The sequence below is a fragment of the Mesorhizobium sp. M1342 genome, from assembly GCF_040317955.1.
Lineage (GTDB): Bacteria > Pseudomonadota > Alphaproteobacteria > Rhizobiales > Rhizobiaceae > Mesorhizobium.
On sequence record NZ_JAMYLI010000015.1, the window covers coordinates 138,369 to 165,200 of the forward strand.

Here is a 26,832-nt window from a genome sequence, read left to right on the forward strand (position 1 = left end):
CTCTTGCGCTTTGGACTGCGACATCACGCAGCAACGGAGCCGTTCATGTCTGCACCGGCAATTTCGCTTGAGAGCCTCAGCACGACATTCGGTGACCAGTTGCTTGGCACCATGAAACCCGGTGGCTGCGCGTCATCCTGCGGCTCGTCGACAAAGCCCGACGACACGGATCCGGCTGTCTGGGAGAAGATCAAGGATCACCCCTGCTTTTCAGAAGAGGCGCATCACTATTTCGCGCGCATGCACGTCGCGGTCGCGCCGGGCTGCAACATCCAGTGCAACTACTGCAATCGCAAATATGACTGCGCCAACGAAAGCCGGCCTGGGGTGGCCTCTGAAAAGCTGACGCCCGACCAGGCGCTACGCAAGGTGATCGCGGTCGCCAGCGAGGTGCCGCAGCTTTCCGTGCTCGGCATCGCCGGACCGGGCGATGCCTGTTACGACTGGAAGAAGACGAAGGCGACCTTCGCCAGGGTCGCCAGGGAAATCCCAGACATCAAGTTTTGCATCTCCACGAATGGGCTCGCGCTACCGGACCATGTCGATGAGCTTGCCGACATGAATGTCGATCACGTGACGATCACCATCAACATGGTCGACCCTGAGGTCGGTACAAAGATATATCCTTGGATCTTTTACGACCATCGCCGCTACGTCGGCCTCGAAGCCGCCCGGATGCTGCACGAGCGGCAGATGTTGGGCCTGGAGATGCTGACCGCGCGCGGCATCCTCACCAAAATCAATTCGGTGATGATTCCTGGCGTGAACGATGAGCATCTGATCGAGGTGAATAGATGGGTCAAGGAGCGAGGCGCGTTCCTGCACAACCTCATGCCGCTGATTTCGGACCCGGCGCACGGCACGCACTACGGACTGAGTGGGCAGCGCGGCCCAAACGCAATGGAGCTGAAGGCTCTTCAGGATCGTCTCGAAGGCGGCGCCCAGTTGATGCGCCACTGCCGGCAGTGCCGGGCAGATGCCGTCGGCATGCTTGGCGAGGATCGTGGCCAGGAATTCACGGCCGACCGGATTCCCGGCGAGGTCACCTACGATGCCAGCAAGCGTAACGCCTATCGGGAGCTGGTCGCGCAGGAGCGCCGTGATCACGTGGCGGCCAGAAGTGAAGCGATCGGATTGGTCAAGGCAGTGAGGCCCGGCAAATCCGTCCTCTTCGCGGTGGCGACCAAGGGCGGCGGCCGCGTCAACGAACATTTCGGCCATGCGAAGGAATTCCAGGTTTACGAAGCCTCGCCGAGAGGGATCAGCTTTGTCGGGCATCGCAAGGTGGAGAAGTATTGCCTCGGCGGCTTGGGCAAGGAAGCCGCCCTCGATGGCATCATCGCAGCCCTTCAAGGCATAGATATCGTGCTGTGCGCCAGGATTGGAACTTGCCCGCAGGATCAGCTCGCGGACGCTGGAATCAGAGCCACCGACGCTTGCGCCCATGACTATATCGCGACGGCAATCAGCGCGATTTACACCGCCGCGTCAGGGGCCCCCGCACTCGCGGCGACGGCCTGAGCTGTCTCATCCATTCGGACCAGGAGTTAAAATGGCTTTCAAGATCATCGCATCCCAATGCACCCAATGCGGCGCCTGCGAATTCGAATGTCCTTCCGGCGCGATCAAGTTCAAAGGCGAGAGCTACGTGATCGAGTCACAGAAGTGCACCGAATGCGAGGGGGTCTTCGATGCGCAGCAATGTGCCTCGGTATGCCCGGTGCCGAAGACCTGCGTTCCTGCGTGACCCCATGGGCTGCCGACATGGTTGGGGCTGCCTACGCAGGACGCCTGGAGCGCCTTGTTCACAATCTGCAGCCCCAAGAGAAATCAGGGAACGGACATGTCGCTCGGACGCGAAGAGGAGATCGAAATCCGCAGGCCCCCACGATTCATGCCGGGAGAGCGGGTACGTGCCACTCGCCACATAAAGAATGACGGCACCTATCCTGGCAGGGAAATCGGCGAAAATCTCGTGCGCAAGGGCGACGAGGGATATGTGCGCGACATCGGCACCTTTCTCCAGCAGTTTTTCATCTATGCGGTCGAGTGGATCGACCGTGGCACCGTCGTCGGCATGCGAGCGCGTGAACTGATGAGCCTCGAGAAAGCCGAGTCCTGCAGTGCTGAAAGCAATTCCAATGAAGGGACGGCCAGATGAAAGTCATGATCCGCAGGACCGATGCTGGCTTGTCGGCGTATGTCCCCAAAAAAGACCTCGAAGAGCCGATCATCAAGCTCGAGAAGGAAGAGTTGTGGGGCGGAACTATCACGCTCCGGAACGGGTGGCGGCTCGTCTTACCCGATCTCCCACGGGATACGCGTCTGCCGATCACTGTCGAGGCAAGGAAGGTTTCCGCAGAGGACTGATGCTGCCGCTAAGTGCGTCGCGAGGAAACGAGCATGAATACGATCCTGACATCGGGCCACCTCGTCATAGTGCGGGACAGTTTTGCCGATAAGCTGCTTGACTTGGCGAAGGAAGCGCTCGCCGCCGATGAGGTGATCCCCTATCTCGGTCCGGGTCTTCTTGGGTTGAACTGTGCGGAACCGCCTGTGCCGCATACTCCGGAGGTCGTTGCCGCGGCACTCAATGCACGGGCGCCCGCCCCTTCCAGGATCCGCACCAATATGTGGTCGGTTGCGCAGTTCATCGAACAGCGCCGGCATCGCCGGACGCTTCAAGCTTGGATGACGGAGATATTCGCAGCGCCGGTGAGGCCAACCCTCCTCCACGCCTGGCTCGCAAGGCTGCCGCTCTCCCTCATCATCGACAGCTGGTATGACAGCGCGATGCGCACGGCTCTCGTGGAGACCGGCCGAACGGACGTCGTTGAGATACAAGGCGTCACGCGGGCGAACGAAATCGGCAACATTTGGACAAAAACCTACGATTTGTCCGGGAGGGAGCTCGACGCCCGATCGGGGGCAAAGACGGTCCTCTATGCACCTCACGGGAGTAGTAGGCCCGCGCAAAACTTTCTCGTCGCAGATTCCGACTATGTCGAAGTCCTGACCGAAATTGATATCCAGACACCGATCCCAGACGTGGTGAAGGAACGGCGCATCACCCGTGGATTTTTCTTCGTTGGCTGCCGCTTCAACGATCAGATGCTGCGCACCTACGCCAGACAGATCATGAAGCGCTCCCGCGGTCCCTATTGCACCGTAATGGACGCGGAAACCCTGACCAGAAACGAAGCGCGTTTCCTTGCGGCGAGCGGAATCACTGTGATCGACATGCCAGTAGGTGAAGCGGCGGCTCGGCTTCTGGGAACGGGCACGGCTGCAGGTTGAGGACGGGATTAACAATGGCGGATGCCTTTGATGATGCGTCCTTCGGCTTTCCACGAAGGCGCAAAATGCAGTCGGGAATACACCCGTGAACAGTGATGCTGTCGGCAGCGCAACGAACGCTCTGAATTCGTTGACCCATGTTGAAGCGGCGCGCTGGGGCCGGGATTTGAGTACGCTGTTGCGCATTACGCGTATGAATTTTCGGCATCCCTGGCAGGTCGCCTTCGCTATGGGCTCGACGATCATGGCGGCAATCCTCCAGTTGCTCATTCCCCAGCTTCTCGGCCGGGCTGTCGACCAGGCCCAGACAGCCATCGGGGGCGGCGGGAGCGCGGCAGGGCAAGCGCTCTGGACCCCGGCTCTCCTGCTGCTCGCCGTCAGCGCGCTACGCGGCCTTTTCACGATGGCGCAGAACTATTTTGCCGAAGCCGTCGGGCATCATGTCGCGTACGAACTGCGGCTCGCCTACTACGACAAGATCCAGCGTCTCAGCTTTTCCTTTCACGATCGGGTCCATTCAGGCGATCTGATCACCATCGGAATGCTCGATCTCCAAGGGGTGCGGATGTATTTTTCCACCGCGCTCGTTCGCGTGGTCCTGCTCACCATGCTGATCGGGATCGGCGCCCACATGATGATCTCGATCGATCTCATGCTCGGCCTGGTCGCGCTGAGCTTCGTGCCTTTTGTCGCCTGGCGCTCATCGACCACACAGCTTAGGCTGCGCGCCACCTGGCTCGACCTCTATGAGCGCCTTTCGGTACTAAGCCGCGTGATGAAGGAAAATCTCGCAGGCATCCGCGTGGTCCGCGCTTTTGCGGCTCAATCCTATGAGATGCTGAAGTTCGACCGCGCTTCCAAGACCGCGCTCGGCCTCGCCAACGATCTCGTTGACATCTACGTACCCAGCACGTCGGCGATGACCTTGTCCTTCTTTTTCGCAATGGGATTGGTGCTTTGGATCGGTGGCAACAAGCTCATCGCTGGCGAGATCAGCGTCGGAACGATGGCGACCTTCCTGACCTTCATGACCATCCTGCAAATGCCAGTCCGCCAGATCGGCCTCATGGTCAATGCCTTTGCCCGCGCTTCCAGCTGCGGTTCGCGGCTTTTCGGTCTCCTCGATCAGGAGATCACGATCAGGGATGCTCTCGAGGCCAGACCGCTTGAGATAAGCGACGGCACTCTGCGCTTCCACAATGTCTCATTTGCGTACCCCAATGTCGAAAACCGCGCCGTTCTGAAGAACCTCAGCTTTGAGGCCCGGAGAGGCGAGACGATCGCGATCGTCGGTCCGCAGGGTTCCGGCAAATCGACGATGGCTCATCTGATCCCCCGCTTTTACGACGTGACCGGTGGCGCCATCACGTTGGACGGCCAGGACATACGCAATGTCACCCTCGAGAGCCTTCGCAAGGCGGTTGCCGTTGTACAGCAGGATGCGTTCCTGTTCACCACCACGATTGAGAACAACATCGCTTATGGCGACCCCTGGGCGAAGAGACAGCGAATTGAACGCGCTGGCGAATTCGCCCAGCTCCACAACTACATCCTCGGGCTCCCAGCAGGGTATGAGACGGTCGTGGGCGAACGCGGCGTCTCTCTCTCTGGCGGCCAGCGCCAGCGTCTCACGATTGCTCGCACCATGATGCTGCGCCCCTCTGTCGTCGTTTTCGACGACTCGATGGCCGCGATCGATGCCGGCACCGAGCAGCGCATTCGCGCGGCGACGCGGCGCTTCGCCAAGGATCGGGTGACGATCATCATCGCGCACCGGCTGAGTGCGCTTATGCATGCCGATCAGATCCTTTTTGTCGATAACGGCGAAATCGTAGAACGCGGCACGCATGAAGAGCTTCTGGCGAAGCGGGGACGCTACAGGGCCCTTTACGATCTCCAGACGCGCCCAGGTGATAGCATATGACCCAGTATGGGGGCGCCCGCTGATGGACCAGGGCCCCGGCGAACTCGAAGCCGAACGTGACGACGGCAGACGCCCTCCGCGCGCGGTCGTCGGCTCGCACCGGATCGAGGAGGAGATGTTCGGCCGGGCTTTCGACAAGAGCATCCTCCGCCGGATCTGGGGCTTCGTCCATCCCTATCGGGCAAAGGTAGTTGTCACGATTGTCGCGATGTTGATCTTCACCGGGACGCAGCTTCTCATCCCCTTGATCATCCGCTACGCGATCGACCAGGGCATGAACCCGGCAGCGAGTGATCGCTCAGCCCAGCTTGCGGCCGTCGGCGCGTTCCTTTCGGCGATTTTGGTCAATTTCGCCGCCGGTTACATGCAGGAAACCTTGGATGGGAAAATTGCCGAAACTGTCCTGTTCGACATCCGCCGCGCCATGTTTGGCCATCTGCAAAAGGTTTCGCTCTCTTTCATGGACAAGACTGAGGTCGGACGCCTGATGTCGCGCCTGCAAGGCGACGTTAACTCCATACAGGAGTTCCTGGAAACCTCGGTATATTCCCTAGGCGATGTTGCACTTCTCTTCGGCATCGTTTTCGTAATGCTGTGGCTCGACTTTCGCCTCGGCCTCCTGACGCTGTCGGTTCTGCCGATCCTGGTGATCGTCCGCATTGTCTGGCTGCCGCGTGCCCGCGACGCCTTCATGGCTGCACACGAAACCAATTCCGTCGTCAATGGCGCGCTGGCCGAAGCCATTCACGGCGTGCGGACCATACAGTCGATGGATCGCCAGCAGGTGAATTTCATTCTTTTCGACGACCGGGCCCATGCCAACCTCAGGACCCAACTGATCGCTGCCAGATATGCACTGGTCATGGTGCCTATCGTCGATGGCCTCACGGGCCTCGCCTTGGCCGCCGTTATTGTGGTCGGCGGCTCGATGGTCGTGAATAGCCGTATAGATGTGGGCGTGTTGGTAGCCTACCTGTTTTACATCCAGCGCTTCTTTGACCCGATCCGCTCACTCACCCTGCAATATTCGATCATGCAGCGCGCCATGGCCTCAGGCAAGCGCCTGACCGATGTGCTCGATGTCAAGATCGATGTTCAGGACAAACCCAATGCCGAGGTGCTTTCGCCCGAAATGGACGGCTCGGTTGAGTTTAGGGACGTCACATTCGGCTACGATCCGAACCGTTCGGTTCTGAAAAATGTCTCCTTCAGGGTCAATCCCGGCGAGACGGTCGCACTGGTCGGACCGAGCGGTTCTGGCAAATCGAGTGCGATGGCCCTGGTCCACCGCTTCTATGATGTTCAGCAGGGTCAGGTGCTGGTCGGCGGGCATGATGTGCGCGACCTCACCCAGGAATCGCTCGGCCGCCAGGTCGCCATGGTGCTGCAGGAGCCATTCCTGTTCACCGGGACGGTCTTCGAGAACATTCGATACCAGAAGACGGAAGCCACGCGCGACAAGGTGATCGAGGCGGCGAAGGCGGTCGGCGCGCATGACTTCGTCATGAGCCTCGCCGACGGGTATGAGACCCAACTTGGCGAACGCGGCGACAACTTATCTCTCGGCCAGCGCCAGCTTATCAGTTTCGCCCGCGCCCTCGTCGCTGACGCCAAGATCCTCGTGCTCGACGAAGCGACCGCCAACATCGACAGCTATACGGAATTGCAGATTCAGAAGGCTCTGATCAAGCTGCTTGAAGGGCGGACTGGCCTCGTCATCGCCCACCGTCTCGCCACGATCCGGGGGGCCGACCGCATCATCGTGCTTCAGAATGGCCAAGTTGTTGCGACTGGCAACCACGATGAGCTAATAGCTATGGGCGGCCTGTATTCCAAACTCTACTATCTCAACTACGCCTCCTTCGACGACATCCCCGAACACGAGACCACCGTCCAAGCTGGCTCCCAGACCTGAGTTTTTGGCGGCCTTGTGGTAGTGGCGTTGACTTTCGGGCGTGTCGGCGGACCACTCAGGCCACCGCAGACGGCCAGCAGGCAGCATTCAAGGACAAGCACTCCTCGCAGTTCGTGAAGACCGGCTGCGAACGATTTCCTTCAGCATCGTATCCCGACCGCGGTGCACCCCATCATCGGGCGAGCTCGCTCCCGTTGGTGGCTGGGCGTAGCAAAGCCGCTCGCGAGCGCGCCCTCAACAGCGCCGTAGCGAGTGGCGGCTTTGCTACCGCCGGCCGCTGATGAAGCTGGAGGCGCCGCACCGACGCCGCCCCGGGCGAGAAGAACCTCTGCGGCGGGCTATGGGCAACGGGTAGCGCGAGCGCGACGAGCAGACGCGTGCCTGCATCGTGACGCGCTCGGCCATCATCTCCTTAGGATCATGCAGGTTCACACGATGGCCCGGACGCCAGCCAACGCACAAAGCTGGTATTCTGTGCCGCCGGCTCGTCGTCAGTTTGGCCTCCCTCCCGATTGCCCGTCCCCATCACGTGCACGCTCGAGCACGTGGATGTGAGGGAGCGCTGTACAACGATTCAACCTCAGACCGCGAATTTCATGGTCAGCCAAATCGAGCCATGATTTCGGATTGAATGGTCGTCGCGGTGTACAGGGAAGCATCTAGCGGCAGATTTCCAAATGCCAGTTGACAAAGCAGGTAGTTGGCACCTGCCACTTCCAACTGACCTAACAGAGCTTTTCGCACAGATTCTGCTGATCCTACCACGCACAATTCACTCTCGACTGCCGCATCGAAGGTCAGCGGCAGGTTTGGTGGAGTGGGGATAGCGTTAAGCTCGTAAAGGAATTGGAAGCTCTTGAGCCAGCGTTCGTAAGCAGGTGCCGCGAGCGAATAGGCATGTGTGTCACAACGCCCAACCACGACCATGCGGAGCAATCCGATAAATTGCGCCTGATCCCCCGCGCCAGCGTTGTCCTCTCGATAGGCGCGGAACGCATCAGTAGTTTTGCGAACAGAAGAGGAAGGTCCTACACACGCGATATTGGTTCCATTCGCAGCCGCCCAAGCTGCGGACTCGGGTCGATTGGCAGCAACCCATGTCGGCGGATGTGGACGCTGATGAGGTCTTAACGTCAAAGGAATGTCATTGAGATCAAAATGGCGGCCTTGATAGCATAGCGTGCCGACCTTCATCGGATTAACAAGTATTTCCATGAGGATTTCGCTGGCTTCGGCATAACGGCCCGGCACCGCGTCCGCACCAATCCCGAAGTAGCCCAATTCGATCGGGAGAGCACCGCGCCCTATGCCCAGTTCGAGCCTGCCACCGCTCAACTGGTCCAGCATACAGATCTCTTCGAACGCACGCAGCGGATGATAAAGCGCAAGCAGCATCACCAAGGGTCCGAGACGCAAGCGCCGGGTGCGCTGGGCGACGCTCGATAAGAACAGATTCGGCGATGGACCTCTCCCATGGGGAGTACAGTGATGTTCTGCGAGATGATAGGCATAGAACCCTAGCTGATCGCACGCCTCTGCTAATATCAGGCGATCTTCGTATTGCCGACCGATGTCGCGGCCATCCTCGTCCAGATGATCGAAGATGCCGAACGCTAGGTTTGAAGGAAAGACGTTTGTCACTCGATAAGTCCCCGATTTTAAAAAGCAGGCTGTTCTCTTGCTGGGATGACCAAGCAAGTCGGAAGAGATGTGTGTGATCGCCGATTTGCGTCAGCGTAACGAAGAAGCAGAGCCTGACGCTTCCCTGCCCTTGGAGCTTGGCACCATTAAGCTTCCAGCAATGTCGCCAGCGGCAGCAAGAAATGCATCCATCTGCTCTTTTGTGCCGATGCTGACGCGGATGCAGTGTTCCAAGCCTTTGTCCGGAAAAAACGCGACAAGTATCTTTTGCCTTTCCAATGCTGCTTGCCACCATGAGCCGTCCTGTCCCGCGGGCACACGGGCCAGCAAGAAATTTGCGCGGGAGGGCGTTACGGAAAATCCGAGTTGCGACAGCGCGACTGTCACTCGCTCTCGTTCATCCTTGATGTGCTTGTGGTTCTCTGCGTAGGCGCCGCGATGCGCAAGCACGCTGATACCAACGGCATGCCCGATGACGTTCATGTTGAAGACGTTCTGGATGTTTCGCAGCCTGCCAATAATTTCAGGGTGACCGAAACCGAAACCGACGCGAATGCCGGCGGCGGCATAGCTTTTCGAGAATGACCTCAAGATCAGAACGTTCGGATACTGGTTGATGAGGCGCAGGCCATGATCGGGTGCAAAGTCGACGTAGGCTTCATCAAGGACAACCAAGCGGTCCGATTGTGCTACGAGGCGTTCGATATCGCTTATCGGGAGGAATGTTCCGGTCGGATTGTTTGGATTGGCCAACATAATGAACTTGGCGTCTTTTGCCGGACCGGAAAGCAATTGCTCCATTGGCAGGGAATGAGCTTGACATCCGACTTCGAGAAACTCGGCGCCCTGAATCATGGCAAGTTTGCGGTTGAACGAAAACCCTGGCGACATCATCGCAACCTTATCGCCAGGCGCGAGGAAAGCTCTGTAGATGAGTCCGAGCAGTTCAGACGACCCGTTGCCTGCGATGACCTGATCCCTGGAAACGCCATAGGTGCTGGACGCCGCTTCCCTCAAGCTGATGTTATCGTTATCCGGATATAGATACTGGCACTTGAGAGCCGCCACTGCACTTTGCATTATGATTGGCGGCAACGGAAACGGGTTTTCATTCGTATTCAGCTTGACAAAATTTCCGTCCGGCGCTGGTCCGTTGGACGGCAGAGGATCTAACTGTCGCGTCACTGGCGGAAGAGCCGAAAGCACAGTTTGCAGTTTTGCATCGGACATATTTTAACTCCGTTTCAGTCAACAGGGGGCATCCGTATGAGCTCGCAACGAAAGCAACATGGCGGACAGGATTGACGATGGAAGCGTTGCCACTCACACGATGGTCGCAACGCAGACACGGGAATTCGGCCAGGCTGTCCTCGGTGAATCGAGTGGACGCGGACGCGGATCTGCATCGCTGCCGCAAGGCGCTATGCAGCTCAGCTCATCTCCTCGGTTTCAGATACGCTTGATCTCGACGCCATATTTCCTCAGCACGTAGCCAATCTGGCGCGGGGTCAGTCCAAGGAGGCGCGCTGCCTTTGCCTGCACCCAGCCACATCTTTCCATGGCAGCAATGACGCGCTCTATGTCGGGGGTCCTCGCGCCAATTGGGTGTGTTGCGCCGGCACGCGGGACTGTGGTCGCGGCCGAACAGGCTGCCGCATCCGGCGGCGTGGCCGGATTCACTGACTCCGGCAGGATCGGCGCTGGTTGCAGCGCGGCCTTGCCCGATCTGCACTTCCACAGCGCCTCGGCAAAGCATTGGCCTTGCGAGCAGGCAAAGTCGTTTCTCCCGATTGATAGTCCCTCGGCCAGGATCGCTGTCCGGTGCACGCAATTTTCAAGCTCGCGAATGTTGCCGGGAAACTCACATTTCATCAGCACTTCAATCGCACATGGATCGAAGGTAAGCGTACAGCCGTTCTCGTCGTTGAACTTCTTGAGAAACTCAGCTGCGAGCAGCGGAATATCGCTGCGCCTCTGGCGCAATGCTGGTACCAGCAAGGGAACCACGTTGATGCGGTAGTATAGGTCGGCGCGGAACTCATTCCTTGCAACCGCCTCTTCCAGGTTCCTGTTCGTGGCGGCAATCACGCGAACATCGACCTTAATGGTCTGATTGCTGCCGACGCGCTCAAACTCCTGCTCCTGCAGCACGCGCAGTAGCTTTGCCTGGAACGAGGCCGAGATCTCGCCAATCTCATCCAGAAACAACGTCCCCTTGTCAGCGAGCTCAAAGCGCCCCTTGCGGGAATTGAACGCGCTTGTGAAGGCACCCTTCTCATGACCGAACAATTCGGATTCCAGGACTGTCTCTGGGAGCGCTGCACAATTGAGTTTAACGAAGGGCCGCTTGGCGCGCGGCGACAACTCGTGAATTGCCTTGGCAGCCAGCTCCTTCCCGGTACCGGACTCGCCTCGCAACAGAACCGTGGTTTTTGCCTTGGCTACGACCGCGATCTTCTCCAGCAGCGCGCTTATCGCCGGACTGTCACCAATCATCCCCTCGACATGAACTTTTTTGCGCCGGGGTGCAGGGTGCTTAACATCTGAAAATTTCGTTTGCAGCCGGTCTTCCAACTCCGGCGGTCGCTCGCGGTCCCCCGCGGAGAAGCGGTGCAACTTGACTGTCTGTCCCACCATGTTGGCAATCATGGTGAGCAGTCGGACATCGTAATCGAGCCGATAGCTTGACCTGCTTTCCAAAGCCCTGTCCATAGTCAGCGCGCCTACGGCGTTCCCATCAACACGAATGGGAACGCCGATGAAGGACACGGTATCGGAGGCCCCAAGCACCTCGATGTCAGCGGCAGTGAAGGCCGGATGCATCGCTATGTCCTCGGCGATGAGCGGCGTGTCCGTCGTCACAATCTGATCGATGGCGTTGCGCGGCACGCGCGACCGGGAGGGCTCATTGCTGTTCGTGTCGCAGTCGCTGGCCACGGTGATGTCCAGTCCGGCCTCGGCATCGCAGAGAGTGATGATGCCGTGCCGCATCTGCACTAACGAGTGCAGGAGATCAACGACCTTGGCCAACGTGAGTTCGAGCCGGGCGGGACCGGTGAGTATTTTCGATATTTCGAAGATTCCGATGAGGGCGCGCTCGTGCAATACCCCATTCGCAGGATTCGTCTCGGACGTTGGACAACCTCTTATCGCATCCGGCAGCGATATGCCGCACTCGCTGGCATTTTGTTCTGATTTGCGAATGTTGTGGTGCATGTGATCCTCGATCTCGCGCCATCAAACGTAAGCCGGCGGCATGTGCGCCCGCGGCGTCGCGAGCAGGCCCGAAAATACTCCGACGTGAACTCGTGCCGCCGTTTGGTCGAGTGCGAAGCGGATCGAACCCTGATGCATCGCTTGGCTCTCCCCTCCACGAAGCTTGGCCATGGTCTCGGCTTGCACCAAGGCAACCACACGTTGTTTTCAACAGACTGGAGCGAGGCGGGATAGTCAATCGAGCTTTCTTTCATTCGTGAAAGGAAACCTCGCGGCATATGATAGAATACATCAATTCTGTTTTTGCCGTTGAACGACGGAAATACTTGCGCCGGCGATGCGGTGCCCGAGCGGCTGACCGCGCGGAGTGTAAATGCCGGGCCGTGCATTCACCAGCGCCTGCGAAGGAGGGGCTGGAGCGACAATAACCGCCAACGACACTGGTCGGTTGCGGCAACCGCCATTTTTCTCGAGTTGATCATGCGGCGGCGGTGTCGCGTGTGAAGGCGCGAAGCTGGCGTCGAGTACGGCTTCGTAGGCGGTGCTCGCAATTTCTGAATCACATCGTCGTGGTCATCACCAGCGGCGTCAAGCTCTACGTCTCGACGTCGCTTTCATGCAGCGGGAGCGCTGCAAAGAGCACAGCAATTCTCCGCTCTGATGCCACCGATGAAACCGCGAGCCAGAGGGATCGACCGGCAGCACTCTGTCAGTGAACATCAACGGGTCGTGCTGGACCCTCGTCATTCCCGCCTTGTCCCAGCGCATTCATCCCATCATGGGTGCCACGGCTAGTCAGGGAAAGCGAAGCTCTCGGCCTCCTCTAGACCAACGGATTTGCGCCATGTGGCGCAGGCGTTCCGGCGAGAGGAACTCGCCTCTTACAAAAGGGATTGTCACACGATGTCCGGAAGCCCGTCAGGGGTTCCCTAGAGCCGTGGTCACAACCGCGGCGGAATGGCCGGAACGGAAGTGCCTGAGGAACACGCAAGAGCAGGATGCGTCGATGCTGAAAACCTATACCCGCCAAGCGAATTGGCGTAGTGCCAATTCAGGCAAATATGATGCTCACCTGCCGTGCAGGCAGGCGACCTGGAAAAGCAACCATATTAGGCCTGCGGCGTCGCAGCGTGGAAGGCATCAATGTTCTTTGTCTTTCGGAGGATTGGGATCGTTACCGCCGCCGACCGAGTCCTTGCTACGAATTTTTCCGTCGCGGCCCTTCACCGTCAGTTCGCCACCGCCCTGATTGGTGATCTTTTCCTTGGCGGATTGGATTGCGTCCTTCTGCGTATCATGCACGAAGCCGCGATCGGCGTCATTTCGTCTGTCTACCCACTTTTTGTCGGCAGGGCGCTGATAAACCGTTCTGTCAGGCTTCTTTGTCATGAAGATTTATCCTCTGTGAATAGCAGTAAAGTACGGATATTTTTTCCATTCACAACCTACCGTGCTTCACTTCCACATGTTATTCGAGGCGGCCGACCGGCAGTTCCCACTGAGTTAATGTTTTGTCATCGAGCCGACATGATCACTGAAGCTGAGATGCGCACAAAAGCGTGGAATTCTGCGCTGAACTGCCATGGCACATATACCGTTTTTTCGCGCCGTCTGAGGCGACTTAAGCTTCTTACGAGGCTGCGCGATTTCTGGGCGTTCGCAATTCCCATCATTCTTGGCGCTATTGCGGGCTCAGACGCATTCGGACTGCCAGCGACTTACCTGACGGTGCTTAAGATTGGTCTCGCGGTGGCCGCGGTAATCCAACTGCTTTTCGCTCTTTGGGCAGTCTTCAGCCGATGGGACGACGATCTGGCCTATAGCTCACGTGCCATGCGCGATTCATATGAAATGGAGGAGGCCTGGCGTGCAATCGGCGAAAGTCGAGTCGACGATATCGCTCTCGAATTCAGGATGCGGACCGATCAACAAAAAATCATAGATTCCCATGACATCGAGAAGGACATAACGTCCGAAGAAAAGAACCTAGGCATGCGAAACGGGCTGATCGAGTATCGAAGGTTATGTGCGGTGTGTAGCGAAATCCCCATTTCTCGACGTTTGCGTTGGTGGCCAAAAAAGAAATGCGCCGTTTGCGGCGGAAACTAAATAAGGAGAAGATGATGAACGATGAACTGCGCAAGGTTATCCGGGGATATACGAAGTTGTCTCTGGGTGATCGGAAAGAGTTTGTAACACGGATCACCCGGCCTGGCGCCGAAATCGGCACACTCAATGAGCGTATCGAAAAGTCTGAACAGATTACGATGGGACCGCTTGGAAGCGGCTGCCCCTGCTGCGGGCGTTGATTTGCCAAAATGGGTCGTCCAAAGGCCCATCCAAATTATTCTGTGCATTGCAGTGGCTGCATAGTCGTAGGCTGTCAAGAAACGAGCGCTTCCAGGGGTAAGTTAGCCTGTCATCTGGAAGGGCTTATGAACAGGCGACCTATTTGGTACGCGCTGGCGCCAGCGATGCGGCGCGGTCCAAAGCCGGCTAAAACGAGGAACCCAGCACGCTCTGTGCAGCAAAACCGCTAGCCAGAGGGATCGACCGGCAGCACTCTGCCAGAGACCATCAAGGGCGTGCCGGACCGCGGCCTATCCCGCTGGTCTGACACCGCATTCCTCCAGCATTGGCGAGCCCACGTCAGTTCAGGTCATGCGGATTCATCTGGCATGGGTATTGCGGCGGCGTTGGTGCAGCGTTCGACCGGAGCGCCGCGATAGGGAGAAGCCCGGGAGAAGTCACGCCACCTCGATCCGGTCAGGGAGAGAGAAACAGTGTCAGCTGCACAAGTTCGCGGCGCGAGTCCCGCGCCCCGCAAACCCTTCTACACCAAGCTCTACGCCCAGGTGCTTGCCGCCATCGCGCTCGGCGTCGCAATTGGCTATTTTTATCCGGAGACCGGCGAGAGCCTGAAGCCGCTGGGTGATGCCTTCATCAAGCTGGTCAAGATGATCATCGCGCCTGTCATCTTCCTGACAATTGCCACCGGCATTGCCGGCATGAACGATCTTCATAAGGTCGGCCGGGTCGCCGGTAAAGCAATGGTCTATTTCCTCACCTTCTCGACGCTCGCGCTGATCGTCGGCCTCATCGTCGCCAATGTCGTCCAGCCTGGCGCCGGCCTCAACATTGATCCGGCCTCGCTCGATGTCCAGGCCGTGAATACCTATGCCGCAAAAGCCAGCGAGCAGTCGGTCACCGGCTTTCTGATGAACATCATCCCGCCAACGATCGTCGGTGCCTTCGCGGAAGGCGACATCCTGCAGGTGCTGTTCTTCTCGGTTCTGTTCGGCATGGCGCTTGCGATGGCCGGAGAGCCGGGCAAGCCTGTCGTTTGCTTCCTTCAGGCGCTCATCGCGCCTGTCTTCAAGCTCGTTGGAATTCTGATGAAGGCCGCGCCGATCGGCGCTTTTGGCGCAATGGCCTTCACCATCGGCAGATATGGCATCGGTTCGGTGGTCAACCTCGCGATGCTGGTCGCGACGTTCTATTTCACCGCCTTCCTCTTCGTGTTCGGGGTTCTCGGCGCGGTCTGTCGCTACAACGGCTTCTCGATCTGTTCTCTCATTCGCTACATCAAGGAAGAGCTGCTGCTTGTCCTCGCAACGTCCTCCTCGGAGGCGGCGCTCCCTTCGCTGATGCAGAAAATGGAGAAGGCGGGCGCCAGGCGTTCGGTTGTGGGTCTCGTCATCCCGGCCGGATACTCATTCAATCTGGACGGCACGAATATCTACATGACGCTGGCGGCCCTCTTCATCGCGCAGGCGACGAACACGGATCTGTCCATCGGCGATCAGGTGCTGCTGCTGCTCGTAGCAATGCTTTCCTCCAAGGGCGCTGCAGGTGTCACAGGCGCGGGCTTCATCACCCTGGCGGCTACGCTCGCCGTAGTTCCGAGTGTTCCCGTTGCTGGGATGGCACTGATACTCGGCATCGACCGCTTCATGTCCGAATGCCGGGCGCTGACGAATTGCGTCGGCAACGCAGTGGCATCCCTCGTCGTCGCCCGCTGGGAAGGAGAATTGGACCGAGCACAGATGAAAGCCGCCTTCTGCGGTCATCAGCTTGCCGAGGCATCAAACCGGCTACCCTCCTCCCAATAAGGTGGGCGGCCCACGACCTGTTAAGTCGCCTAGCTGGTCACATGAACTGAACGACCGACCCGCAGCCTCTAAACGGCTCCTCACGGACCATGTAGCCGAAGCGCTAAATGTGTGAGTGCAAACCGTCACCGCCCTTTAAGCGAATGAGCCTTCCAGTATACCCGGCCGGTTTACGTCTGGAATGATGTTCGTCCAACACGCTGTTGGCCATTCGTATGGGACGTTTTCACTTTGCCACCCGAAACCGAAACGCGTTAGGCGACAGAGAGCCGGCCCGCGTCAAAAACCGATCAGAATAGGGACCTATGACCAAGCGCCCCACAATTGCCGATCTCGCCCGCGAAGCCCGAGTCAGCGTAGCAACGATCGATCGGGTTCTGAACGCCCGCCATCCGGTGCGCGAGGAGACCGCGCGGCGGGTCCACGACGCCGCCCACGCGATCGGCTATCATGCTGCCGGGCTAATCAAGCAGCGCTTACGGCGAGACCTACCGCACTACCGTCTGGGCTTCATCTTGAGAAAACCGGCCCAGCATTTCTACCAAGATTTTGCACGCGAGGTCGAAGCATCGGTCAATTTGGCCCAGTCCTTCCACGGCATTCCGCTCGTCGAATTCGCCCCGTCACATATGCCGAGCGACCTGATCGCGCGGCTCAAGGATTTGGGCGCACGCTGCCATGCGATCGCGATGGTGGCACCGGACCACCCGAAAATTACAGCAGCGGTTGAGGACCTCAAGGCCAAAGGCATTCCGGTTTTCTCGCTGCTTTCCGACTTCGCCGCCGGCGTGCGACAGGGGTATATCGGCCTTAACAACCGCAAGGTGGGGCGCACGGCCGCTTGGATGGTGTCGAAGGTCGCAAAACGGCCCGGCAAAGTGGCGGTTTTTGTCGGCAGCCATCGTTTCCAGGGGCACGAGCTCCGTGACGTCGGCTTTCGCTCCTATTGCCGTGAGAACGCGCCCACGTTCGAGGTGCTGGATCCTGTCATGAACCTCGAGAAACGGCAGATCACCTACGAGGCAACGCTTGATCTCATGCAGCGAGAGCCCGAGCTCGTCGGCTTCTATGTCGCCGGCGGCGGCATGGAGGGCGCCATCTCCGCGCTCCGAGAAGAGGGCAAAAGTCGCGATCTCGTCGCGATCGTGAATGAAATCACACCGGAGTCTCGGGCGGCGCTCGCAGATAATATCGTCACGATGGCGGTCGCCACGCCAATGCGCCGACTTTGCCGGGAGCTGATAACGCTGATGACGCGGGCTATCGAGACCGGCACCGCTGAAACGCCCGGACAGACATTTCTCCCGTTCGACATCCATCTGCCGGAAAATATATGAAACTCATGGACTCTATCGTGAGCGGGGAGTTTCCTTTCATAAACGAGAGAAAGTTGAATGATGATCCCATCCCGCGGGGTGGCCGCACCCACGGACCTCAGCCGGGCAGAATGAAGCGCCGATTAGATGAACGGATCGGCCACGCGTTCACGAAGCGCGGGGTCAATTGCCGGGTCCGCAGCGTCAAGCTCGACCGGCTTCATTGCCAAGTGCCCGACTTTCTCGGTGCAGGGGACTGTCGTCGACGCCGGTAGCCGAGCGAGGCTGGCACAGATGATCGACCACGTCGACCGCCATCTCCTCGCCTGGCCGCGCGTGAAAAGCCGGGCAAGGCCTGCGACGTTGGCATTTAAGTGGGGCTGAGCATCTTCTGGGACTCCGCAAGCAAAATCGGAGGCGGCAGTCAATTCAGTAGCAACCCCGGGCGTGTGTTCTGCTCGTTCCTGGCCCTCGTACTTGACAATCAACTGCGCCGCTCTGCTGGGCAAAGGCCCGGTATTTAAGTGGGGCTTAACATCTTCCGGGACTTCGCACGCGAAATCGAGGTGGCAGTCGGTACCAACAACCGCAAGGTCGGATCGGCGTGCCCGAGACGCTCATTGATTTCAGGCAAAGGCGCCAGGCTAGATGCCTCCTGCAACATCATTTCCCGCATCCACATGCTTGCCGGATCAGTATTGTGAAGCTCAGGCCATTGGACGGCCTCCGTGAATGCGGGAGGAGGAAGTGGCGGCGGAAGTTGGACAATCCGCAGGGGTGTTGTTTTTGCGAAATGCTGCGCCAGCCGTAAGGGCATGGTCCCGATGCGGTTGCTGCCTGACAGGACGGGCGCGATCAGGCTAAAGCCCTGTACGACGACCTCGACACGTCTCTCGAAACCGTGCTCGAGCAAATACCATTCCTCCATGGTGGGCTGCCGGGTGTGCCTGAATTTGAGCACGACATGCCCCATGGACAAGTATCGCTCGAATGTAAGTGGCTCTGACAGCTGCTTGTTCGTGCCGCAGCCTACGCATACGAGCATATCTTCGAACAGGACTGCGCGAGGATGTTTCGACATGAACACTTCCGGCATAATCAGAAAATCAAGGTCGCCGCGCCGGAGAAGCTCCTCGGGGTCGTCGCAAATAGGCAGACATTCAAAGCGAACGGCGGGTGCTTCCCGCGCAGCACGCTCTACGATCTTCTTAAAAAATACGAGCGTGATGTAATCGGAAAGCATCATTCGGAAGAGACGATCCGATTGGGCCGGGTTGAAAGCGTCGGAGGAAATAATCGATAGCTGGATGTGCAGCAATGCCTCCCGGACTGCTGTGGCGAGCCCGTCGGCGCGCGGTGTCAAAATGAGCTCGCGGCCGTTCATCGTAAATAGCTCATCGTTGAAATAGGCGCGTAACCGAGCAACGGCGGCGCTCATGGCCGGCTGGCTCAGGTTGATACTGCGAGCCGCGGCAGTGACTTTACGCTCCCTCATCAGAGCGTCCAGCACAACGAGGAGATTTAGATCGAGTCCCTTGAAACGCATGTCATGTTCTATCCAACGCGTGGATGCGTATCATTCAAACAATCAATTTTACGAATTTACGAGCCATGCATTAGAGGAACGTTAATGAGCGACGTCAAGCTCAAATCGACGACACGGGCCGGAACTTCGAGAGAGCGTCTGGCTCACCTTCGCCAACGACAACGGCTGAATGCAGCCAACAGCGCCGCTTTGGTCGGGTAATGCGGCCGCAAAAAACTAATATGAAGAGAGGTCCTGAATGCGCCATCAGGTGCAGTGGAAGTTGTGCTGGGAAAACGAATTGCAGCTCTCCGATCACGTTGAGCTCGCCGAGTTCTTTCGTGATACGTACGGGCCGACTGGGGCGTCCAACGCAGAACCGTTCGAAGGTAGTCGAAGCTGGGCCGGAGCCAGGCCTGAACTCCGCGTGATCGCCTATGATTCAAGTGGTGTAGCGGCTCACATGGGCATACTGCGCCGTTTCATCAAGGTTGACGCGGTCGACCTGTTGGTGGCTGAGCTGGGCCTGTACGGGGTACGCCCGGACCTTGAGGGTCTCGGAATCGCCCATTCAATCCATGTCATGCTTCCAATACTGCAGGAGCTTGGCGTTCCATTCGCTTTCGGAACGGTCCGGGACGCGCTGCGGAATCATGTTGAGAGGTTCGGGCGGCGATACAGGCCTTTGGCCGTTTTGTCGGGAATTCGCGTCCGCTCGACCCGACCAGAGGCCCGCCTCGACCTGCCGCCCACACGCATCGATGACGCACTCACCATTGTTCTGCCGGTTGGACGGCCGATCAGCGAATGGCCCACGGGCACGATGATAGATCGGAACGGACCAGAGCTATGAGCCGTCCCGATTGCTTGTACGAAGTGCGCCGTGAGTGCTCTGACGGCACCGGCCGTCGCAGCGTTTATCTGACGTTTGACGACGGTCCCAATCGACTTTTCACACCGGAGATTCTCGATGTGCTGGCAGAGCAGCGGGTGCCGGCGACTTTCTTCGTCATCGGCGCCTACGCCTTAGAGCACCCAGATCTAATCCAACGGATGATCGCAGAAGGGCACGAGGTAGGCAACCACACGATGTCTCATCCGGATCTGTACCAATGCGGTTTCGGCGAAGTGCAACGTGAGGTCTTTGAAGCGAACGACGCCATCATGAGAGCGTGCCCGCAGGCCTCGGTGCGCTATGTTCGCGCGCCCTACGGCGCCTGGAGTGAAGAAGTCTTCACAGCGTCACAGATCGCCGGGCTGGCGGCCCTCCATTGGTCCGTCGACCCTCGAGATTGGTCTCGCCCTGGGGTCGACGCGATTATCGATAAAGTGCTCGCCTCTGTCCGGCCGGGCGCAATCGTACTCTTGCACGACGGATGCCCTCCCGGCGAGTTGGGCCGGGGCGCTCACGCCGGTCTGCGCGACCAGACGGTCACGGCGCTGTCCCGGCTGATTCCAGCATTGCGTGAGCGCGGATTTGTAATCCGCTCACTTCCTCAACATCACTGAACAAACGAGATCCCATGACTCTTCTTGGTACAACCAGCACTGTGGCCATATCGCTTTATGCGCTGCTCTCGACTGCTTATAAGAGCATGCAGGGGCTTTATGCTCTGCCGACAAACGACTCATCGGCGTTGGAGGTTCTCGTCGGCTCCGATCAACTGCCCAGCGTGGATGTCATCGTCCCCTGCTTCAACGAGGATCCGCGCACGCTTTCAGAGTGCCTGGCTTCCATTGCCGACCAAGAATACGCCGGAAGAATTCGGGTCTATGTGGTTGATGACGGTTCTGGAAATCGCGAAGCCTTAGGAACTGTCCACGAAACCTACGCGCGCGACCCTAGGTTCGACATCATTTTGCTTCCCGAGAATGTTGGAAAGCGCAAGGCGCAGATCGCCGCGATACGCCGCTCATCAGGGGATCTGGTGCTTAACGTTGATTCAGACACGTTACTCGCGTCCGACGTCATTGCCAAGCTTGTACCGAAGATGCGAGATTCAGCGGTCGGCGCAGTCATGGGTCAGTTGACGGCCAGTAACCGGACCGAGAGCTGGCTGACCAGGCTGATAGACATGGAGTACTGGCTGGCTTGCAACGAGGAGCGCGCGGCGCAGGCTCGCTTCGGTGCCGTTATGTGCTGTTGCGGCCCATGTGCCATGTACCGCCGGTCTGCGCTCCTTTTGTTACTGGACCAGTACGAGTCGCAGTTTTTTCGGGGCAAGCCAAGCGACTTCGGTGAGGATCGCCATCTTACTATCCTGATGCTGAAAGCAGGCTTTCGAACCGAGTACGTTCCGAGCGCCATCGCGGCCACAGTCGTCCCGAACAGACTAGGACCGTATCTGCGCCAACAACTCCGTTGGGCACGAAGCACATTCCGGGACACGCTGCTTGGGCTGCGCTTGCTGCCCAGCCTGAATAGCTATCTCACGTTGGACGTGGTCGGACAGAATCTCGGCGCGCTACTCCTCGCCATATCGGTATTAACGGGCCTCGCACATTTCGCACTGACAGGCTCTGTGCCTTGGTGGACAGGACTGATGATTGTGTCCATGACCCTGCTCCGATGCAGCGTGGTAGCATTTCGTGCCCGACAGTTTCGATTTCTGGGCTTTTCGCTGCACACGTTCATCAACATCTTTCTCTTGCTTCCGTTGAAAGCCTACGCGCTGTGTACATTGAGCAATAGCGATTGGCTGTCGCGAGGCTCTGCTGTCGCTACATCGAACACTGGGGGAAAACAGGCCCCCACCCAAACTCCGATCACTGGTTCCAGCAGGGCAGAATTCTCGCCGCATGCGGCTCCGCTTCGCAGGCTCAATCTTGCGCGGGATTCTTCGGAATTAGTGCTGTCGGGCAACATTTGCGGCGACGAGTGATCGCTAATTACCTAGTGGACGAGAGGCGCACGAGTTTGACCCAGAACGTGAATCATCAGTTGCTTGATCGGGAATTGGCCGCAGACGATCCGTGGCTTCTCGACGGCAATCCGTTCGAGCGGAAGCGCCACACGCAAATGCTCCAGCTGGCGCTTGCCCAAGGCTCCATTTCAAATGCCCTCGAAGTCGGGTGCGCTGCCGGCGCATTCACGGAAAAACTAGCCCCCTACTGCCAAGGGCTCACCGTCATCGATGTCGTGGCGCAAGCGATTGCTCGAGCACGTCAACGGATAAACGAGCCGTCGCGCATCAACTGGATAGTCTCCGATGTTCAACAGTTTTCGACCGACGAGTTGTTTGACCTGATCGTTGTGGCGGAGGTCCTCTACTATCTCGAAGACATAGCCGAGATGCGCGAGGCCGTCAAAAACCTGGTGCGGGTGCTTGCGCCAGGCGGGCATCTGATCTTCGGATCGGCAAGGGATGCTAATTGCCGTCGCTGGGGTCACGCCGCTGGTGCTGAGCCGGTCATCGCCATGCTGAACGAAACGTTGATCGAGGTAGAGCGTCTTGAGTGTCGGGGCGAGTCGGTCAACGAAGACTGCTTGCTCGTCCGTTTCCGGAACCCGCTTTCCGCTTCCTGATGAATCGAATCTATCGCCGTTAACCTGGAGACACTATGCGCATCTGTGGTACCAAGCTGACCCATGATGGGGCGATCGCCCTGGTCGAGGATGGACGGCTCGTCTTCTGCGTTGACCAGGAAAAGCGGCACAACGATCCGCGTTACCCAGCCATCGATAATCTTGACGCAATTGTCGCCGCTTTACCGGAACAGGGGCTAAATCCTTGTGATGTCGATCAGTTCGTTATCGACGGCTGGGATGGCGAAGACGAGTCACAGTTTCAGGTCCGGCAGGCAACCAAGCAACCGCCAGTCTTGGCGTCCCTCTCGGTAAAATGAACCCATGTCCATGGTAGCGATCGATCTTACTGACGTAAGCAAAACTTATGACAAGCTCGTTGTCGACAGACTGTCGTTCCGCGTTGCGGCGGGGGAATGCTTCGGGCTCTTGGGACCGAACGGCGCGGGCAAAAGCACGATTGCGCGTATGGTCCTCGGCATGACATCGCCCGATGCGGGGAAGATTACTGTGCTCGGCGTTCCAGTGCCGGCGCGCGCGCGTTTGGCACGTATGCGCATCGGCGTGGTCCCGCAGTTCGACAATCTTGATACCGCGTTCACTGTACGCGAGAACCTGTTGGTGTTCGGGCGCTACTTCCGGATGAGCAGACGCCAGATCGATGCGGTCATACCATCGCTGCTTGAGTTCGCCCGCCTCGAGAACAAAGCGGATGCGCGCGTCGCCGAACTGTCCGGCGGCATGAAGCGGCGCCTGACGCTCGCGCGTGCGCTGATCAATGACCCGCACTTGCTGGTGATGGACGAGCCGACCACCGGCCTCGATCCGCAGGCCCGCCACCTGATCTGGGAACGGCTGCGATCGCTGCTGGCGCGGGGCAAGACTATTCTTTTGACTACCCATTTCATGGAAGAGGCCGAGCGGCTGTGCGATCGGCTGTGCGTTATGGAGGAGGGGCGCAAGATCGCCGAAGGCCGCCCGTCCGCACTCATTGACGAGCAGATCGGCTGTGACGTGGTCGAGGTCTACGGCGGCAATCCGCATGAACTGGGTGCGCTGATCCGGCCGTACGCACAGCGCATTGAGGTGAGCGGTGAGACGCTTTTTTGCTATGCACCCGATCCGGAGCAGGTGCTGGCGCAGCTACGCGGGCGCGCGGGTCTACGCCTTCTGCAGCGTCCTCCCAATCTCGAGGATGTGTTTTTGCGGCTAACCGGGCGCGAGATGGAGGACTGAACAATGGGCGAACGTTATGCGGCGGGCATGCCCGCCAATGCGTGGAATTGGGTCGCGGTTTGGCGCCGCAACTATCTTGGATGGAAGAAAATCGGGCTTGCATCGGTGCTCGGCAACCTCGCCGATCCGATGATCTATCTGTTCGGTCTCGGCTTTGGAATCGGAACAATGATAGGTCCTGTTGAGGGCACTTCGTACATTGCGTTTCTCGCGGCTGGCATGGTTGCCACAAGCGCGATGGCATCGGCGACCGCTGAAACGGTTTACGGGAGTTTCGGCCGCATGGGCGACCAGCGCACCTGGGAAGGAATGCTATGCACTCAGCTGACGCTCGGCGATATCTTACTCGGCGAATTGGCGTGGGCAGCCACCAAGGCCCTGATGGCGGGCACAGCAATCACTATTGTTGCGACCACGCTAGGCTACGCATCGTGGCCATCCATCCTCTGCTTGCTGCCAGTCATCGCTCTCAGTGGCCTCGCCTTCGCGAGTCTAGCGATGGTCGTCACGGCGCTTGCGCCCAGTTATGAATATTTCATATTTTATAATACGCTTGTTATAACACCCATGCTGTTCCTTTGCGGCGCGATGTTTCCGGTCAACCAATTGCCCGGCGCTTTTCAGGACGTCGCCTCCTTGTTGCCGCTCGCACATGCAATTGACCTCATTCGTCCGGCGATGCTTGGCCGTCCCGCCGGCAGCATGGGCCTGCATATCGGCGCGCTTTGCATATACACGGTTTTGCCGTTCTTCCTATCGGTTGCTCTGTTTCGTCGTCGGCTGATGCGTTGACGCTCTCACCATTCGTGAAATTGATTGTTTGGGCGATACCCATCCACGCGTCGGATAGGTCAATGCATGCGTTTTAAGGGACTCGATCTAAATCTCCTCGTTGTGCTGGACGCTTTGATCAGGGAGCGTAAAGTCACCGCCGCAGCCCGCAGTATTAACCTGAGTCAGCCGGCCATGAGCGCCGCCGTCGGTCGGTTACGCGCCTATTTCAGCGATGAGCTATTTACGATGAACGGCCGCGAACTCATTTTGACACCGCGCGCGGAGGGGCTCGCCACAGCAGTCCGGGAGGCATTGCTGCACATCCAGCTGTCGATTATTTCCTGGGACCCCTTTAACCCGGTCGGATCGGATCGTCGCTTCCGCATCATCCTTTCCGATTACCTCACACTCGTATTTTTTAAGAAAATCGTAAAGCGTGCTGCGCGGGAAGCTCCCGCCGTCCGCTTCGAATGTCTGCCTATTTCCGACGACCCCGAGGAGCTTCTCCGGCGCGGCGACGTTGATTTTCTGATTATGCCGGAAGTGTTCATGTCGAAACATCCTCGCGCAGCCCTGTTCGAAGATATGCTCGTATGCGTAGGCTGCGGCACGAACAAGCAGCTGTCAGAGCCACTTACATTCGACCGATACTTGTCGATGGGGCAGGTTGTGCTTAAATTCGGGGACACCCGGCAGCCCTCCATCGAGGAATGGTATTTGCTCGAGAACGGTTTCGAGAGACGTATCGAGGTCGTCGTACACGGCTTTAGCATGATCCCGCCCCTTCTATCAGGCACCAGCCGCATCGGGACCATGCCGTTGCGGCTGGCGCAGCATTTCGCGAAATTAACACCCTTGCGGATTGTCGAACTTCCGCCGCCACTTCCTGCCGCATTCACGGAGGCCGTCCAATGGCCTGCGCTTCACAATAATGATCCGGCAAGCCTATGGATGCGGGAAATGATGTTGCAGGAGGCATCTCGTATGATTGCCCTGCCTAAGAGCACCGGACGTCTCAGTTGTCGGCCGAATTGAGAAACTGACCCCTCGGTTATGAGAGGAGGCATGGATGGCGATTGGGATTGGGCGATTCCTGCATTGTCGAGAACGATGCAGGGAGAGCAGATCCTTCAGCCTGAAGAGGTGGCAGCGATGCTGCGGCGGCATGAGGTTGGCGGGGAACCGACGGGCGAAGGAATTCGGGTGCGCGCGCAACACCGTGCATCGGCATCTAAGCGAGGGCGGGACTGTTCCGTTTCGCAAGCCCGTGCGGCCGACGGCGTTTGACGGGCTGGACGATTGGCTGCGGGAGCGCTGTTCCCCCATGGGTCGAGCCGGATGACGATCTCGACCCGCTCCAGATGCACCGGGAACGCCTTGCGCGGTCGCGCAGCACGTCGCGGCTCGCCTGTCGGTCTTGCGGCCTTGCGGCCTCGAGTTCGGACTCAATCGCGCCGAGCCCGGTCTGGATTCGAAGGCGAAGGCCTGCTGGGCACGTTCGAGCTTCTCGGAGCTGCGACCGAAGCGCCGCGCTCCAGCTGCTTGACGATCCCTGAAGGTCGGCGAGCCTCTCCTGGGCACGCTCGTTGAGTGTCGCCATCCGGACGATCTCGGCCTTGAGTGTTCGCTCCGGAGTTGTTGCAGTTCGGCCTTCTCCGCCGCCATGGGGACGAATATCGCCTTGAGCGGAACGATTTCGTGGAGACGGGCCAAAGCGCTTCTCTTCATGACGCCGACAAAAGCTTATTTTGCACGGCCAGAGGCCCGCCTTTTGCGCCTGAGTCACTTCGCCACGGCCTATCCGGCCAACGTCGGACGCCGTCTCCGTTCGGCTTAAGCGCGCCAGTCCATGCCTTCGACGAGCGCCATCAGTTGGGCGCGGCAAGCCGGATCACGCCTTTCTCCACCCGCGGCCAGCGGAACTTGTCCTCGTCCAGCGAGGCGCAGGTCGGGGAGTATGGTGAGCGCAAGGTGGCGGCTGAACAGGAACTGCGACGGATCGATATCGTCGCGCCGCAGTCAGGCACCATTCAACAACTCGCAGTTCATACGCTCGGCGGAGTGATTACGCCCGCCGATCCGATCATGCTAATCGTGCCGGAAGGCGACGATCTTGCGCTGGAAGTACGGATCACCCCGAAGGACATCGACCAAATCCAGCTTGGTCACAAGGCCGTGCTGCGGATGTCAGCCTTCAATCTGAGAACCACGCCGGAATTGAACGGATATGTCAGCCGGATCGCAGCCGATCTGGCGACGGACGAAAAAAAAACGGCATTTCGTATTACCTGGTGCGTCTATCGGTTCCGCATGCGGAACTGACGAAGCTCAAGGACCTGACGCTCGTGCC

At 58.6% G+C, this 26,832-nt stretch carries 23 protein-coding genes and 3 pseudogenes; 21 read left to right on the plus strand and 5 right to left on the minus strand.

Features of this window, described 5'->3' with window-relative positions; translation table 11 throughout:
• The first annotated feature begins 45 nt into the window (after window positions 1–45).
• The 7 genes from nifB to NKH06_RS17665 all read left to right on the plus strand — a co-directional run bounded on the left by nifB (window position 46) and on the right by NKH06_RS17665 (window position 7,136).
• A complete protein-coding gene (nifB, locus tag NKH06_RS17635) occupies window positions 46–1,521 on the plus strand; it encodes a nitrogenase cofactor biosynthesis protein NifB (protein WP_352893547.1) in 1,476 nt (491 codons plus the stop codon).
• 31 nt (window positions 1,522–1,552) lie between these two features.
• On the plus strand, window positions 1,553–1,747 hold the full coding sequence (locus tag NKH06_RS17640; RefSeq protein WP_023672218.1) for a 4Fe-4S dicluster domain-containing protein: 195 nt from the start codon (window positions 1,553–1,555) through the stop codon (window positions 1,745–1,747).
• Window positions 1,748–1,843: 96 nt separating this feature from the next.
• Window positions 1,844–2,161: a nitrogen fixation protein NifZ gene (locus tag NKH06_RS17645; RefSeq protein WP_023736294.1), complete on the plus strand. Its 318-nt coding sequence runs from the start codon at window positions 1,844–1,846 to the stop codon at window positions 2,159–2,161.
• Window positions 2,158–2,370, plus strand: coding sequence for a putative nitrogen fixation protein NifT (gene nifT / locus NKH06_RS17650; RefSeq protein ID WP_023736293.1), 213 nt, complete (start codon window positions 2,158–2,160; stop codon window positions 2,368–2,370). Before NKH06_RS17645 ends, nifT begins: the two co-directional genes overlap by 4 nt.
• A 33-nt stretch (window positions 2,371–2,403) precedes the next feature.
• On the plus strand, window positions 2,404–3,297 hold the full coding sequence (locus NKH06_RS17655; protein WP_023736292.1) for an SIR2 family NAD-dependent protein deacylase: 894 nt from the start codon (window positions 2,404–2,406) through the stop codon (window positions 3,295–3,297).
• A gap of 85 nt (window positions 3,298–3,382) precedes the next feature.
• Window positions 3,383–5,221: an ABC transporter ATP-binding protein gene (locus tag NKH06_RS17660; RefSeq protein ID WP_352893549.1), complete on the plus strand. Its 1,839-nt coding sequence runs from the start codon at window positions 3,383–3,385 to the stop codon at window positions 5,219–5,221.
• A 22-nt stretch (window positions 5,222–5,243) separates the two neighbouring features.
• Complete coding sequence (locus tag NKH06_RS17665) at window positions 5,244–7,136, plus strand: ABC transporter ATP-binding protein (RefSeq protein WP_023736290.1); 1,893 nt, start codon at window positions 5,244–5,246, stop codon at window positions 7,134–7,136.
• Window positions 7,137–7,736: 600 nt separating this feature from the next.
• Here the strand turns inward: NKH06_RS17665 and NKH06_RS17670 are convergent.
• The 4 genes from NKH06_RS17670 to NKH06_RS17685 form a co-directional block, all read right to left on the minus strand.
• On the minus strand, window positions 7,737–8,777 hold the full coding sequence (locus NKH06_RS17670) for an LLM class flavin-dependent oxidoreductase (protein WP_352893550.1): 1,041 nt from the start codon (window positions 8,775–8,777) through the stop codon (window positions 7,737–7,739).
• Between the two features lie 90 nt (window positions 8,778–8,867).
• Window positions 8,868–10,007 carry a histidinol-phosphate transaminase gene (gene hisC, locus NKH06_RS17675; protein ID WP_352893552.1) on the minus strand — a complete coding sequence of 380 codons (1,140 nt, stop codon included), beginning with the start codon at window positions 10,005–10,007 and terminating at the stop codon, window positions 8,868–8,870.
• Window positions 10,008–10,226: 219 nt separating this feature from the next.
• On the minus strand, window positions 10,227–11,993 hold the full coding sequence (gene nifA / locus NKH06_RS17680) for a nif-specific transcriptional activator NifA (protein ID WP_352612159.1): 1,767 nt from the start codon (window positions 11,991–11,993) through the stop codon (window positions 10,227–10,229).
• Window positions 11,994–13,133: 1,140 nt separating this feature from the next.
• Window positions 13,134–13,382, minus strand: coding sequence for a DUF2188 domain-containing protein (locus tag NKH06_RS17685; RefSeq protein WP_023813721.1), 249 nt, complete (start codon window positions 13,380–13,382; stop codon window positions 13,134–13,136).
• Between the two features lie 138 nt (window positions 13,383–13,520).
• Between NKH06_RS17685 and NKH06_RS17690 the strand changes: the two genes are divergently transcribed.
• The 4 genes from NKH06_RS17690 to NKH06_RS17705 all read left to right on the plus strand — a co-directional run bounded on the left by NKH06_RS17690 (window position 13,521) and on the right by NKH06_RS17705 (window position 17,442).
• Window positions 13,521–14,102 (plus strand): mobilome CxxCx(11)CxxC protein, encoded by a 582-nt coding sequence (locus tag NKH06_RS17690; RefSeq protein WP_352893554.1) that lies wholly within the window; start codon window positions 13,521–13,523, stop codon window positions 14,100–14,102.
• Between the two features lie 14 nt (window positions 14,103–14,116).
• A complete protein-coding gene (locus NKH06_RS17695) occupies window positions 14,117–14,302 on the plus strand; it encodes a hypothetical protein (protein WP_196815355.1) in 186 nt (61 codons plus the stop codon).
• 474 nt (window positions 14,303–14,776) lie between these two features.
• Entirely contained in the window at window positions 14,777–16,105 is a 1,329-nt protein-coding gene (locus NKH06_RS17700; RefSeq protein WP_023770900.1) for a dicarboxylate/amino acid:cation symporter, read from the plus strand.
• Between the two features lie 305 nt (window positions 16,106–16,410).
• Window positions 16,411–17,442: a LacI family DNA-binding transcriptional regulator gene (locus tag NKH06_RS17705; protein WP_023736284.1), complete on the plus strand. Its 1,032-nt coding sequence runs from the start codon at window positions 16,411–16,413 to the stop codon at window positions 17,440–17,442.
• A gap of 499 nt (window positions 17,443–17,941) precedes the next feature.
• Here the strand turns inward: NKH06_RS17705 and NKH06_RS17710 are convergent, their stop codons facing one another.
• Complete coding sequence (locus tag NKH06_RS17710; RefSeq protein ID WP_023736282.1) at window positions 17,942–18,967, minus strand: LysR family transcriptional regulator; 1,026 nt, start codon at window positions 18,965–18,967, stop codon at window positions 17,942–17,944.
• Window positions 18,968–19,205: 238 nt separating this feature from the next.
• On the opposite strand from NKH06_RS17710, the gene NKH06_RS17715 reads away from it, so the two are divergent.
• The 10 genes and pseudogenes from NKH06_RS17715 to NKH06_RS17760 form a co-directional block, all read left to right on the plus strand.
• Window positions 19,206–19,799 (plus strand): NodA family N-acyltransferase, encoded by a 594-nt coding sequence (locus tag NKH06_RS17715; RefSeq protein ID WP_023736281.1) that lies wholly within the window; start codon window positions 19,206–19,208, stop codon window positions 19,797–19,799.
• Window positions 19,796–20,455, plus strand: coding sequence for a chitooligosaccharide deacetylase NodB (nodB, locus tag NKH06_RS17720; RefSeq protein ID WP_023766912.1), 660 nt, complete (start codon window positions 19,796–19,798; stop codon window positions 20,453–20,455). Before NKH06_RS17715 ends, nodB begins: the two co-directional genes overlap by 4 nt.
• Window positions 20,456–20,469: 14 nt before the next feature.
• Window positions 20,470–21,828, plus strand: a complete 1,359-nt coding sequence (gene nodC / locus NKH06_RS17725) for a chitooligosaccharide synthase NodC (RefSeq protein ID WP_023736279.1) — start codon at window positions 20,470–20,472, stop codon at window positions 21,826–21,828.
• 35 nt (window positions 21,829–21,863) lie between these two features.
• Complete coding sequence (nodS, locus tag NKH06_RS17730) at window positions 21,864–22,472, plus strand: nodulation methyltransferase NodS (protein ID WP_023736278.1); 609 nt, start codon at window positions 21,864–21,866, stop codon at window positions 22,470–22,472.
• Between the two features lie 35 nt (window positions 22,473–22,507).
• Window positions 22,508–22,753, plus strand: a pseudogene (locus NKH06_RS17735) (carbamoyltransferase N-terminal domain-containing protein); the annotation flags it as partial.
• A gap of 43 nt (window positions 22,754–22,796) precedes the next feature.
• The gene (gene nodI / locus NKH06_RS17740) at window positions 22,797–23,708 is read left to right on the plus strand and encodes a nodulation factor ABC transporter ATP-binding protein NodI (protein WP_023736276.1); all 912 of its coding nucleotides are present in this window, start codon (window positions 22,797–22,799) and stop codon (window positions 23,706–23,708) included.
• 3 nt (window positions 23,709–23,711) lie between these two features.
• Window positions 23,712–24,500, plus strand: a complete 789-nt coding sequence (locus NKH06_RS17745) for an ABC transporter permease (protein WP_023736275.1) — start codon at window positions 23,712–23,714, stop codon at window positions 24,498–24,500.
• 66 nt (window positions 24,501–24,566) lie between these two features.
• A complete protein-coding gene (locus tag NKH06_RS17750; RefSeq protein ID WP_023736274.1) occupies window positions 24,567–25,517 on the plus strand; it encodes a LysR family transcriptional regulator in 951 nt (316 codons plus the stop codon).
• A gap of 30 nt (window positions 25,518–25,547) precedes the next feature.
• Window positions 25,548–25,797, plus strand: a pseudogene (locus NKH06_RS17755) (hypothetical protein); the annotation flags it as partial.
• Window positions 25,798–26,420: 623 nt separating this feature from the next.
• A pseudogene (locus tag NKH06_RS17760) lies at window positions 26,421–26,832 on the plus strand (beta-barrel domain-containing protein); the annotation flags it as partial.

Excerpts from the sequence above, each read along its gene's own strand:
- NKH06_RS17710 (WP_023736282.1), bottom strand. The coding sequence starts at position 18,967 with ATGCGTTTCAAGGGACTCGATCTAAATCTCCTCGTTGTGCTGGACGCT.
- nodB (WP_023766912.1), top strand. The coding sequence starts at position 19,796 with ATGAGCCGTCCCGATTGCTTGTACGAAGTGCGCCGTGAGTGCTCTGAC.
- NKH06_RS17715 (WP_023736281.1), top strand. The coding sequence starts at position 19,206 with ATGCGCCATCAGGTGCAGTGGAAGTTGTGCTGGGAAAACGAATTGCAG.
- nodI (WP_023736276.1), top strand. The coding sequence starts at position 22,797 with ATGTCCATGGTAGCGATCGATCTTACTGACGTAAGCAAAACTTATGAC.
- nifA (WP_352612159.1), bottom strand. The coding sequence starts at position 11,993 with ATGCACCACAACATTCGCAAATCAGAACAAAATGCCAGCGAGTGCGGC.
- NKH06_RS17705 (WP_023736284.1), top strand. The coding sequence starts at position 16,411 with ATGACCAAGCGCCCCACAATTGCCGATCTCGCCCGCGAAGCCCGAGTC.
- NKH06_RS17685 (WP_023813721.1), bottom strand. The coding sequence starts at position 13,382 with ATGACAAAGAAGCCTGACAGAACGGTTTATCAGCGCCCTGCCGACAAA.
- hisC (WP_352893552.1), bottom strand. The coding sequence starts at position 10,007 with ATGTCCGATGCAAAACTGCAAACTGTGCTTTCGGCTCTTCCGCCAGTG.
- nifT (WP_023736293.1), top strand. The coding sequence starts at position 2,158 with ATGAAAGTCATGATCCGCAGGACCGATGCTGGCTTGTCGGCGTATGTC.
- NKH06_RS17750 (WP_023736274.1), top strand. The coding sequence starts at position 24,567 with ATGCGTTTTAAGGGACTCGATCTAAATCTCCTCGTTGTGCTGGACGCT.
- NKH06_RS17690 (WP_352893554.1), top strand. The coding sequence starts at position 13,521 with ATGATCACTGAAGCTGAGATGCGCACAAAAGCGTGGAATTCTGCGCTG.
- NKH06_RS17640 (WP_023672218.1), top strand. The coding sequence starts at position 1,553 with ATGGCTTTCAAGATCATCGCATCCCAATGCACCCAATGCGGCGCCTGC.
- NKH06_RS17665 (WP_023736290.1), top strand. The coding sequence starts at position 5,244 with ATGGACCAGGGCCCCGGCGAACTCGAAGCCGAACGTGACGACGGCAGA.
- nifB (WP_352893547.1), top strand. The coding sequence starts at position 46 with ATGTCTGCACCGGCAATTTCGCTTGAGAGCCTCAGCACGACATTCGGT.
- NKH06_RS17745 (WP_023736275.1), top strand. The coding sequence starts at position 23,712 with ATGGGCGAACGTTATGCGGCGGGCATGCCCGCCAATGCGTGGAATTGG.
- NKH06_RS17645 (WP_023736294.1), top strand. The coding sequence starts at position 1,844 with ATGTCGCTCGGACGCGAAGAGGAGATCGAAATCCGCAGGCCCCCACGA.
- NKH06_RS17655 (WP_023736292.1), top strand. The coding sequence starts at position 2,404 with ATGAATACGATCCTGACATCGGGCCACCTCGTCATAGTGCGGGACAGT.
- nodC (WP_023736279.1), top strand. The coding sequence starts at position 20,470 with ATGACTCTTCTTGGTACAACCAGCACTGTGGCCATATCGCTTTATGCG.
- NKH06_RS17695 (WP_196815355.1), top strand. The coding sequence starts at position 14,117 with ATGAACGATGAACTGCGCAAGGTTATCCGGGGATATACGAAGTTGTCT.